9 protein-coding genes are annotated in these 11,405 nt (G+C 51.3%); 2 read left to right on the top strand and 7 right to left on the bottom strand.

Annotated elements, in window-relative coordinates:
* Window positions 1-26: 26 nt before the first annotated feature.
* The 7 genes from ACFOE0_RS05255 to ACFOE0_RS05225 form a co-directional block, all read right to left on the bottom strand.
* On the bottom strand, window positions 27-2,681 hold the full coding sequence (locus ACFOE0_RS05255) for a glycoside hydrolase family 16 protein (protein WP_248935145.1): 2,655 nt from the start codon (window positions 2,679-2,681) through the stop codon (window positions 27-29).
* 341 nt (window positions 2,682-3,022) lie between these two features.
* Window positions 3,023-4,474: an NADP-dependent succinate-semialdehyde dehydrogenase gene (gene gabD, locus ACFOE0_RS05250; protein WP_248935146.1), complete on the bottom strand. Its 1,452-nt coding sequence runs from the start codon at window positions 4,472-4,474 to the stop codon at window positions 3,023-3,025.
* Between the two features lie 103 nt (window positions 4,475-4,577).
* Window positions 4,578-5,384 (bottom strand): ABC transporter permease subunit, encoded by an 807-nt coding sequence (locus ACFOE0_RS05245; RefSeq protein ID WP_248935147.1) that lies wholly within the window; start codon window positions 5,382-5,384, stop codon window positions 4,578-4,580.
* Window positions 5,384-6,313 carry an ABC transporter permease subunit gene (locus ACFOE0_RS05240; protein WP_248935148.1) on the bottom strand — a complete coding sequence of 310 codons (930 nt, stop codon included), beginning with the start codon at window positions 6,311-6,313 and terminating at the stop codon, window positions 5,384-5,386. Before ACFOE0_RS05240 ends, ACFOE0_RS05245 begins: the two co-directional genes overlap by 1 nt.
* Complete coding sequence (potA, locus tag ACFOE0_RS05235; RefSeq protein WP_248935149.1) at window positions 6,310-7,437, bottom strand: polyamine ABC transporter ATP-binding protein; 1,128 nt, start codon at window positions 7,435-7,437, stop codon at window positions 6,310-6,312. Before potA ends, ACFOE0_RS05240 begins: the two co-directional genes overlap by 4 nt.
* Window positions 7,438-7,586: 149 nt before the next feature.
* A complete protein-coding gene (locus ACFOE0_RS05230; RefSeq protein WP_283106372.1) occupies window positions 7,587-8,687 on the bottom strand; it encodes a polyamine ABC transporter substrate-binding protein in 1,101 nt (366 codons plus the stop codon).
* Between the two features lie 270 nt (window positions 8,688-8,957).
* Window positions 8,958-9,179: a hypothetical protein gene (locus ACFOE0_RS05225; protein ID WP_248935150.1), complete on the bottom strand. Its 222-nt coding sequence runs from the start codon at window positions 9,177-9,179 to the stop codon at window positions 8,958-8,960.
* 118 nt (window positions 9,180-9,297) lie between these two features.
* Here ACFOE0_RS05225 and ACFOE0_RS05220 point away from each other — a divergent pair, with 118 nt between their 5' ends.
* Entirely contained in the window at window positions 9,298-9,642 is a 345-nt protein-coding gene (locus ACFOE0_RS05220) for a DUF3634 family protein (RefSeq protein ID WP_248935151.1), read from the top strand.
* Between the two features lie 138 nt (window positions 9,643-9,780).
* On the top strand, window positions 9,781-11,298 hold the full coding sequence (locus ACFOE0_RS05215; protein WP_248935152.1) for a hypothetical protein: 1,518 nt from the start codon (window positions 9,781-9,783) through the stop codon (window positions 11,296-11,298).
* Window positions 11,299-11,405 lie beyond the last annotated feature (107 nt).

Raw genomic sequence — 11,405 nt, 5'->3', positions numbered from 1 at the left:
ATCCCTCTTCCGGCCCGGAATGCCCTTTAAGGCGTTCCGATAATCGCGTTGTCAATTCGGTACACAGCACCGTCGCCGGTACCCCAGGCTGGGAATACCATCACCACATCAATTGCACTGGTATCTAACCCGGCATCTGCAAGTGTTTGCAGTGGGAAGGTGAATGTCTGCCATTGGCCTGTGACAGGAGCAACGCCCTCTGTGCTGTCAGTTAATGGCAACTCCACTGCAGTGTCTGCATCACCCGATTCAATTTTAAATAACCAGGTTGAGGTTGAGTCCGTAGGAGGGGTAACCACCTTAAGCTCAAATCGAACCATCCCGTTGGCAACCTCAGCGCTGGCATCGTGATAAACACCATCATCTGCAAAGAAGCCCATTACTGTTGGTTGACTGCCGATGATGTACTGCGCCACGGTGCCATGAGCATCATCATCCGCTTCTTCGGTTGGCGTGCTGCCACCGCAGCAATCCCAGATGCTCCACTGATTAGCGACAGTATCTGCAAACAAGGTGATGACATTGCCACCAGGTGCAGAATCTGAACCCGGCTTGTAAATCTTGACGTTATCGACACGGTAAACAGCACCTTCACCCTGGCCCCATGCCGGGAACATCATGAGTACGTCGATAGCGGATACATCCAAACCGGCATCAGCAAGCGTTTGCAGCGGGAAGGTAAAGGTCTGCCACTCGCCACTGGGCGTTGCACCCTCGGTGGAGGTATTCATATTGACCTCTACCGCAGTCGCAGCATTGTCTGACTCGATTTTAAAGAACCACGGCGTTGCCGGATCACTGGTACCGTTAACAACCTTAAGGTCGTACTGAACCACACCACCATCTAACAAGGCACTGGCGTCAAATGGCTGGCCGCTACCACCATTGTCGGTACGGTTGATATAACCCATTACCGTTGGCTGTGCGCCAATACTGAACTGGGACACAATGCCATGGTCTGCGTCGTCAGAAACGGTTTCTGGTGTTGAGCCACCACAGCAATCCCACATAGGCCAATTGGGGTTCTCATCATTCTCAAATACCGTCAGCGAAGGCAAGGCACCATCTGGCTGAGCAATAGTCACTTCATCCAGCAGATATTCAGCACCATTACCTGTACCCCAGGCTGGAAACACCATAACAACATCAATTGCGGACAGATCCAAACCGCCATCGGCCAGAGCATTGAGTGGGAAGGTATAGGTCTGCCATTGCCCCACAGTAGGTGCCACGCCCTCAGCGCTGTTGGTAATTGGGACTTCTACCGCAGTTGCACCTTCATTGCTTTCCAGCTTAACCATCCAGGTTGAACCAGCGTCACTCGGTGCTGTCACTACCTTCATCGCAAAACTGAAGCTACCGGTTTCAAGCAGGGGCGACGCATCAAATGGTGATGCAGTGCCATCCGGATCAGTAATAAAGGCTGAACGGGTGATAAAGCCGTTTACAGTCGGCTGCTCACCAACCACAAATTTATAAACCTGACCTTTATCTGCATCATCAATGATCTCAGGAGTAGAGCCACCACAGCAGTCCCATGCAGGCCAGTTTGGATTGGCAGTGCCATTAAAGATAGTGAGGTTACGGGCAACACCATCAGACGGTGGAACTGGTACAGGCGCTTTACCTTCAACCAGTGCGTCGTCTGGGCTGTCGTAGCCAGGGCGCACCGTTTCACAGCCCGCGCCTGTGTCAGGGTCGGCGTCACACTGATAAACACGGACATAGTCAATCTGATACGGGTTGCTTTCATTAAACGCGGAAGCATCTACACCCGTCTCGTTGACAGCCTCAGGCCAGGAGCCTCCCACCGCAAAGTTCAGAATAATGTGGAAGTCCTGATCAAAAGGTTCAGTTCCCCAAACGATCTGCTTTTCGCCTGTGGACTGGTCGAAGAACTCGGTAAACCAGCCTTTATGAGCCAGTCCAACCGCTTCATCTTTAGAGTTATATCTAACCTCAGACTTACGCTGAGTTGCATAAAGATAGTCGTCTACATACCAGCGGATCTCCCCTTCCTGCCACTCAATGGCATAGGTGTGGAAGTCGTCAGCAGGGTTCATACCATCAGGCAGCAAATAGGCTTTACCGGACTGCTCATTGTCCGGCCACTCGCGACCATAGTGAATCGTGCCGTAAACATGTGCCTCTGGGTTACCTTCAGCATTGGCGGCTTTCAGGTTAACCGACTCTATAATGTCGATCTCTCCTGAGCGGGGCCAGATACCGTAGACATTATCAGTAGGTAATAGCCAGAATGCCGGCCAGCTGCCCTGCCCACTGGGTAACTTGGCGCGCATTTCAAAGCGGCCATATTTGAAATCACCTTTGTCTTTGGTGACCATACGCGCCGAGGTGTAAGGCTTTTCTGAGCCTTCAGGCGCCTGAAGTGCCACGATATTCAACATACCGTCAGCAACAAAAGAGTTCTCAGGGTCCGCGGTGTAGCACTGCTGTTCCTGATTACCACCACCAGCGCAATTTACCTCGTGAGTCCATTTGGTATCGTCAATACTGCTTCCATCAAACTCATCATTCCAGACCATAGTCCAGCCATCGGAGGGACCCTCCAATTGCACGCTGTCTATATCTGTTGAGGTGTTGGTATCACCACACCCCCACAACGCAGACACCATGAGCCCGGTTGATAAGTATTTGAGTCCACTCGCACTTATTTTCATTGTCAGAGCCTCAAGTTTTCACCTTATTATCACGGAGCAGTAGATCACCCAGCCTTTTGTAAGCGCTTTCACTCTCTGTTCCATAAAAAGCGCTGACAAAATGAAAGCGCTTACTTATCTTGTAACCTAAGTGACACAAGTTTAAAAATCAACCTAAATACCAGCATTTCCTTTAACAAAGCGTAGCAGGCCTGAATCAGTTCACAACTCCTTGTTGTGTATACAACTAATTCTCAAATCGGCAGAGATGGAACCAGAGTGGAAGGCCAACCCCCTGACTTATCCAAGGGATTGATCTATATGGTTTTAATGAAAATAAATGAGGAGTAACGAGACAGAAATCAGGAGATATCAACACAAAGATATTTCAACTCCATGTACTCATCCAGACCGTGTCTTGAGCCTTCCCGGCCCAATCCGGATGACTTGATACCGCCAAACGGCGCCACCTCAGTGGAGATCAGGCCGGTGTTAATGCCCACCATGCCGTACTCCAGAGCTTCTGACACCTGCCATACCCGGCTCAGGTTCTGACTGTAGAAGTAAGCCGCCAGGCCAAACTCAGTATCATTGGCAGCCGCGATCACCTCCTCAGTATCGGTAAAACGGATAAGCCCGGCGACTGGACCGAAGGTCTCCTCCCGGGTCAGCTTCATCCCCGGTTTAACCCCTGTGATCACAGTCGGTTCAAAGAAGAGTCCACCCAGCGCGTGGGGCTGACCACCACAGGCAAGAGTCGCCCCCTGACTCAATGCATCCTGAATATGGTCCTGCACCTTATCCAGCGCTTGCTGGTTGATAAGCGGTCCTGTGGTGACATCTGTATCTGTGCCCCGCCCCACTTTCAAGGCTGACACAGCCGCAGTCAGTTTGGCAGCAAACTCGTCATAAACCCCTTGCTGCACATAGATACGGTTGGCACATACACAGGTCTGGCCGTTATTGCGGAATTTGGCAATCATGGCGCCGGCCACGGCCGCATCGATATCGGCATCATCAAACACAATAAAGGGCGCATTGCCTCCCAGCTCCAACGACAGCTTTTTGATATGAGGCGCACAGTTGGCCATCAGGTGGGCCCCCACACCGGTGGAGCCGGTAAAAGAGAGCTTACGCACAACCGGATTGGCACACAGCTCATCGCCGATTTGTATCGCGTCCCCTGTGACTACATTAAATACGCCTTCAGGAATACCTGCCATCACGCCCAGCTGCGCCAGTGCCAGCGCTGTATAAGGGGTTTGCGGCGCAGGTTTTAACACCATGGTGCAGCCTGCCGCCAAAGCGGGAGCTAACTTACGAGTGATCATAGCCGCCGGGAAATTCCAGGGAGTAATAGCGGCGCACACACCTATAGGCTGCTTAAGCACCATAATGCGCTTGTCCGCCTGATGTCCGGGAATGGTCTCGCCATAGGCGCGCTTGCCCTCTTCAGCAAACCACTCCATAAAACTGGCGGCATACTTCACCTCTCCCTGAGCTTCGCTGAGTGGCTTGCCCTGCTCGGCAGTAATTAGCTGCGCCAGATCATCCTGATGCTCAAGCATCAGATTAAACCAGCGGCGTAAAATGGCGGCTCGCTCTACCGCCGTTTTGGCCCGCCAGGCTGGTAGAGCACAATTGGCGGCATCGATGGCTCGGCGTGTTTCCTCTTTACCCATTACAGGCACAAAGCCAATTAAGCTGTTGTCGGCCGGATTATGAATTTGTGTGGATTGGCCTCCCAGGGCGTCGCACCAGTGACCATTGATAAACGCCTGTTGGCGAAAGAGTTCTGAGCAGTTGAGTTGCATAGTGACAATCGATTAATTGGCAATGTTTTCACCTTACCACACAAAAGAAAGGCCACCCATGAGGGTGGCCTTAACACTTATTCATTTTGCCTTGCTGATGCGCTTATCCGCGACTTCTGACCTCAGAGCGACGGGCGATATACCAGGCAATAAAGGCCAGCAGAGATACCGTCAGGATAATCAGAGTCGCCAGCGCGTTAATCTTGGGTGAGACCCCCATGCGCACTGAGCTGAATACCACCATAGGCAGGGTGGTTGCCCCCGGCCCCGAGGTGAAGCTGGCAATTACCAGATCATCCAGCGACAGGCTGAAAGACAAGAGCCATCCTGCCATCAATGCCGGCGCTATCATGGGCACAGTGATCAGGAAAAAGGTCTTCAGCGGTGTCGCCCCCAGATCCATCGCCGCCTCTTCAATAGAGCGGTCAAGCTCCCGCAGGCGTGCAGACACCACCACAGCCACATAGGCGGCACAGAAGGTGGAGTGCGCAATCCAGATGGTCAGCCTGCCCCGCTCTGCCGGCCAGCCAAAGGTATCGGCCATATGCACAAACAGCAACAGCAAAGACAGACCAGTGATCACCTCAGGCATCACCAAAGGCGCAGTCACCATGCTCGACAAAGAGGTCTTCAGCCATGAGCGCTTGAAGCGGGTCATCACAAACGCCGCCATAGTCCCCAGCACAACCGCCATGGAGGCTGAGTAGAAGGCGATGGTCAAACTGGTCCAAACCGCATCCAGAATCTGGTCATCTTTGAGCAGCTCTGCGTACCACTTGGCGGAGAATCCGCCCCACACAGTCACCAACTTGGAGGCATTAAAGGAGTAAAACACCAGAATAAACAAAGGCGCATACAAAAATGCCAACCCCAGCCATAGGGCGATGGAAGAAAAACCCGGCTTTCTCATCAGTTCTTCTCCATGGCGCGGCTCTGAGAGCGGTTAAACAACATAATAGGGATAAACAGCAGTACCAGCATGACCATTGCTAATGCTGAGGCCACCGGCCAGTCGCGGTTATTAAAGAACTCCTGCCACAACACCTTACCTATCATCAGCGAGTCTGGGCCGCCCAGCAGCTCAGGGATCACAAACTCACCCACAGCCGGAATAAACACCAGCATGCAACCGGCAATCACCCCGCCTTTGGACAAAGGCAAAGTCACCTGCCAGAACGCCTGCCACTTACGCGCGCCAAGATCTGCAGCGGCTTCCAGCAGGGAACCGTCCAGTTTGGACAGAGTCGAGTACAGGGGCAAAATCATAAAGGGCAGATAGGCGTACACAATACCTATGTACACAGCCAGATTGGTATTGAGTATATGCAAGGGCTCGTTAATCACTCCGGCCCAGAGCAGCACATTGTTAATCACCCCGTTATTGGACAAGAGCCCCATCCAGGCATAGATGCGAATAAGGAAGGAGGTCCAACTCGGCAACATCACCAGCATCAGCAGCAACGGCTGATGGCGCTTGGGCGCCCTGGCAATGGCGTAGGCCATAGGGTAGCCAATCAGCAAACAGCCCGCGGTGGCGATGGCCGCCGTCTTCAGCGAGCTTAAATAAGCGCTGTAGTACAAGGGGTCATCGGCCAGCAGAATATAGTTACCCAGGTTGATAAACACCTGCAGCAACTCATCGCCGTAGCTGAATGTCGGCTCATAAGGCGGAATCGCCATCGCCGCCGTGGAGAAGCTGATCTTCAACACGATGGCAAAAGGCAGACTGAAAAACAGCAGCAACCACAGGAACGGGAAACCGATAATCAGGGTTCGGCCATTGAACCAGGGCAGCGAAATGCCGCCCTTACGGGAGAACCAACGCTTCAGGGCCGTCATGTTCTCAGAACCACGCCACTGGTGGCCTCCCAGCTGATGTAGACACTGTCATCCCAGGTAGGATGATCGGCGCCACGCTCACGGTTGGTCATGGAGCACTGCACTATCTGGCCGTTTTCCAGCTTGATGTAGTACACAGAGATGCCGCCCAGATACGCAATATCGTGCACTGTACCGGCCGCCCAGTTGTACTCCTGCTCAGGCTTGTTGCGGCTGATAATGGTCTTTTCAGGTCGAACCGCCAGCCAGCAATGTTTGTCTTCAATATTGGTGGCAATGCCGTGACCAATACAGAACTGCTGCGACAAAGTGGCCGACTGGATAATGGCGTGGTCCGCCTTATCTTCCACAATCTCCCCTTCAAACAGGTTCACTGAGCCGATAAATTCGGCCACCATGCGGCTGTTTGGCGCTTCATAAATATCCATTGGCGTGCCGGTCTGGATAACCCAGCCTTCGCTCATAATGGACATGCGGCCAGCCATGGTCATGGCTTCTTCCTGATCATGGGTCACCATGACACAGGTCACGCCCACGCGCTCAAGAATCTCCACCACTTCCAGTTGCATCTGAGTACGCAGCTTTTTATCCAGCGCGCCCATGGGCTCATCCAGCAGCAATAGCTTGGGACGCTTGGCCAGCGAACGGGCCAGGGCCACACGCTGACGCTGACCACCGGACAGTTGATGCGGCTTGCGCTTGGCGTATTTCTCCATACGCACCAGCTTCAGCATCTCGGCCACGCGCTCGGCAATTTCAGCCTTGGGCAGTTTGTCCTGTTTCAGCCCAAAGGCGATATTCTGCTCTACCGTCATATGTGGGAACAGCGCATAGGACTGGAACATCATATTGATGGGACGCTCGTATGGCGGCAGATCGGTAATGTCCTGGCCATCGAGGAAGATGCGACCTTCACTGGGGATCTCAAAGCCCGCCAGCATACGCAGCAGTGTGGTTTTGCCCGAACCTGAGCCACCCAGCAGGGCGAAAATCTCGCCGCGCTCAATGGTCAATGACACTTCATCGACGGCACGAACATCATCAAAAATCTTACTGACACGCTCAATCCTGAGCAGCACATCACGGGTGTTAGAGTGGTTGCCGTTTGCAACAGTTGAACTCATAGAAATCTCCAACCCAATAAAAGCCAACGCCAGAGGCACTACTGAGGAGTGCTCCGGCGCTTATCAGAAGCCTTCAACAAAGGTATCAGTGAAGGCTTCCCGAGTGTGTTACCCGCGCAGGCTGAGCTGCGCGGATATGACAGTGGTGATTAACGACCTGAAATCACCTTGGTCCAGACGCGGGTCATATCCCGTTGCGCCTTCAGCGGACGAACATCGTTGAGGAACAGCTTGTCCATCACCTCTTGCGGAGGGTAGATGCCCGGGTTGTTGCGAATAGCCGGATCAACCAGCTCCTGAGATGGCAGGTTGGGGTTAGCGTAAGCAACATAATCGGAGATCTTGGCAATCACATCAGGACGCAGCAGGTAGTTAATAAACTTGTAGGCATTGTCCGTGTTGGTTGAATCCGCTGGAATGGCAATCATATCAAACCAGAGGTTAGCGCCCTCTTGTGGAATCGCGTACTCCACATGTTGACCATTACCCGCTTCTTCTGCACGGGCTTTGGCCTGCAGAATATCGCCGGAGAAACCAAAGGCTACGCACAGGTCGCCGTTGGCCAGATCAGAAATAAATCGGGAAGAGTGGAAATAGCGCACATAAGGACGCACAGAGGACAGCAACTCACCGGCCTTTTTATAGTCGGCACGTTTGGTTGAGTTAGGGTCCATACCCATATATTGCAGTGCGTGTGGGATCATCTCATCAGGAGAGTCCAGGAAAGAGATACCGCACTGAGCCAGCTTGGAGGCATATTTAGGGTCAAAAATCAGCGCCATGGAATCTACAGGTGCATCGTCGCCCAGAATGGCTTTCACCTTGTCCACGTTGTAACCGATACCCGTAGTTCCCCACAGATATGGCAGGCTGTACTGATTACCCGGATCGACTTTATCCAGCTGCTTCATCAGCTTGGGATCCAGGTTTTTGAAATTCGGTAATTTGCTCTTATCCAGCTTCTGGAATGCACCAGCCTGGATCTGCTTGGCCATAAAGTGGTTGGTAGGCACCACAATGTCATAGCCACTGCGACCGGAAAGCAGCTTGGCTTCCAGTACTTCGTTGCTGTCGAATACATCGTAAACGACCCGGATACCGGTTTCTTTTTCGAAATCTTCCAGTACCTTAGGTTCGATATAATCAGACCAGTTATAAACCCTGACCACCTCTTCTGCCCGAGCCAGAGTACTGGTGAGCAAACCCGCGGTAACCAGGGTCAGCAGGACAAACTTGTTAATCAGCTTCAAGGCTATCTCCTCACAATGAAGCAACCGAACAACCCATCATTTGGGACGGTAAATAAATTGGCGGCGTAATGTATCATGCCTCGGGAAAAAGTCAGCCGCAACGAACCAAAAAAACCGTAAAAAAAACGGGACTTTTTTCTCAATCCGCAGACCAGTCGAAAATTTTATATTAGCTGAAGGAGTTAAACCCTTTTGTGGGCCGCACAAACACAAAAGCAAACAGACACCGGGTGGTGTCTGCTGAACATATATGAAGGGGAAATTGAGCAGTTATGTTCGCCCAACCTTGCGTCTGTCTATGGCCGGCGCCTTACCGGTTTGCTTTAAGCTTTGGCGTATCTCCTGCCAATGGTCGCAGATATTCGTCATCTGCTCAGCCCTTTCGGGGAAGCGCTGTTTCAGGCTTTGGAGTATCTCTATCTGGCGATCACACAACTCGCCCCAACGGTCGGCGTTAGAAACTCCAGCCTCAGATATAAGCATCGCATTCATGTCCTAACATCCTGTTAAGTTGATCATCCTTGTACTTAAAAGTTTATGTTAGAGTCGAAGCATTGCAATTTTTGTGTGTTGCAAAATACTTCAGTCAGACTGTTCAAGGAGGCTATACATGACTGATACCTTGCTGAAAGTGTTATTTTTAGCGGTTGCTGTATTCCTGATTTATAAGCTGATTTTCGCCCGCAAGTCAGGCCTGACCTTGATGGAAATGCACTTTAAAGATGGTCGCATGATCAAGCACAAAGGTAAGATCCAGGATAAGTATGAACGCGAAATGCGTGCCCTCGCAAAGAAGGAAAAACTAACCTGTGTGGTTCGCGCCGAACGCAGCGGCAATGTTCGCCTGCATGTATCAGCAAATGTGGGCGACAACCTGACCCAGCAGATCCGCAATCTGTTCCCTTTCGAGTACTACGAAAAAGTCACAGTCGATAACAGTAAGAAAGTCGGCTGAGGCTCATCTGCCGCCCGTCACGCCTTCATTAACGTGACGGGCAATCTGGCCGGAAAAAACCAAAGCCAGCACAAATGGTTTAAATAACAACCAAAATCAGCATAATAGTCGGCAATTCAATTTCACTCAGGGATGGATATGAAATACCTCGCCTTAGTGCTCTCATTGAGCCTGTTGTTACCCGGATGCTCTCAAGACCGTCAAACAGAGATCGTGGAGTTCAAAGCCCAAGCGGGTGATTCCGCAAAATACTGGATGAAAACCAAATCCAATATCAAACTGGAAGGTCTTGACGTCGAGCAGGCATCCCTGGCCTTGTTGCATTACCAAATTGACAAGGTAGATGACAAGATTCTGAAGTTCTCTGTGGTGCCTGAGCTGATGCAGCTTTCCGGAAACCGAAATAACTTCCACAGTGCCCGGCCGAACGACCGACAGCAAGAACTCCGACAGTTAATGAGCGCGGGCTTTGATATCACACTGAGCTCGAAGACAGGTGAACTGATCAGCTTCAGTGGAAAAAACGCTGAACTCTGGCAACAAGTTGTAGAAAAGTCCGGTGATGCCTTTGTCGACTCAATGAAAAATAGCCTTAACTCTCCGGGATTCGTCAGGCAAATCCCCGCCAAAGTCGGCGAGATACTGCCCTTAACTGAAGTTGGTATCCATGCCACCGAGTTGGAGGTAGTCGAAGTCACCGATGCTCAACTGACCTTACAGATCAACAGTGCCAATGAGCAAACTAAGCTTTACGGCAAAGTGATACTCAATCGTGACAATGGCTGGATTGAAAAGCTCGCTCTGGCGAATGTTATGCCGATGGAAGCTATGGGAATGCAGGGCACTGCCCGTCACAACATATTAATGCAGAGACTCAATAGCGAAGAACTGACGTCATTTATAACGGACCTCGAACCATTAGTCGCCAGTGATTATTGGTTTGATATGGAACAAGCTGATCAAGCCATCACTGAGTATGTTGAGCCAACTGCTGAGGAACTGTTTAAGTTCACTCAAGGTGAACTGCTGGATAACGGCAATACGTTTTTTACCAAACTGCTACTTACTGACGGGCAAATAACGCCAGCAGGAGAGATTTGGTTTAAAGATATCCGTGCCAGTTCTTCTCAGCAGCCAGGATTGGAAGTTCAGCTCATGCCAACTTTGCCATCCTTCATATTCCCATCAGAAGATGGCGCCGTACTTGAGCAGGAATTTTTGCCCCTGGGATGGCTGGCTAAAGGAGAGCTGGACAAGATTGATAAAATTACCGCTACCGCGCTATACCAACCGGCTCAACTGAAAACATACTCTTTCGATTGGAGCCCTGATAAAACGGTGACTCACCAAATGGGTAAACTGGCACTGACGATTACCCCCCTTGCCGGTACAACAGATAAGTTCGCCATGGACATTTACCCTGGAGGTAATGAGTTCCTGTTACCAATCTTTGGTGGCCTTAAGGGTAAAGTGCAGTATGTCGCGCCAAATGTTGGACCGGAGTGGCTAACCTACGACGACAAGTTTACGACGTCATTGAATCAAAGCAGAATACTGCTCAATGTGACTAATGATGCCGATACCGTAACCTTTTACATTAATGAGCTTGCGTCTGAACCTGCTTTCGAGCAAAAACTGGAATGGAATCTAAAGTAACCGTGTTTCCAAGCTGGAAAATCCGGTACAGGGCACAGGGGGAATCCGACTTGAAATGCAATTTTGATACGTACGGGATGTCCCCTAGTGAATACCTGGGTCTCGGG

It is taken from the genome of Shewanella submarina (genome assembly GCF_042646185.1).
In the GTDB taxonomy this organism is placed as follows: domain Bacteria; phylum Pseudomonadota; class Gammaproteobacteria; order Enterobacterales; family Shewanellaceae; genus Shewanella; species Shewanella corallii.
Note: the sequence above shows the minus strand (reverse complement) of the source record. Positions and strands in the feature narration are given on the sequence as shown.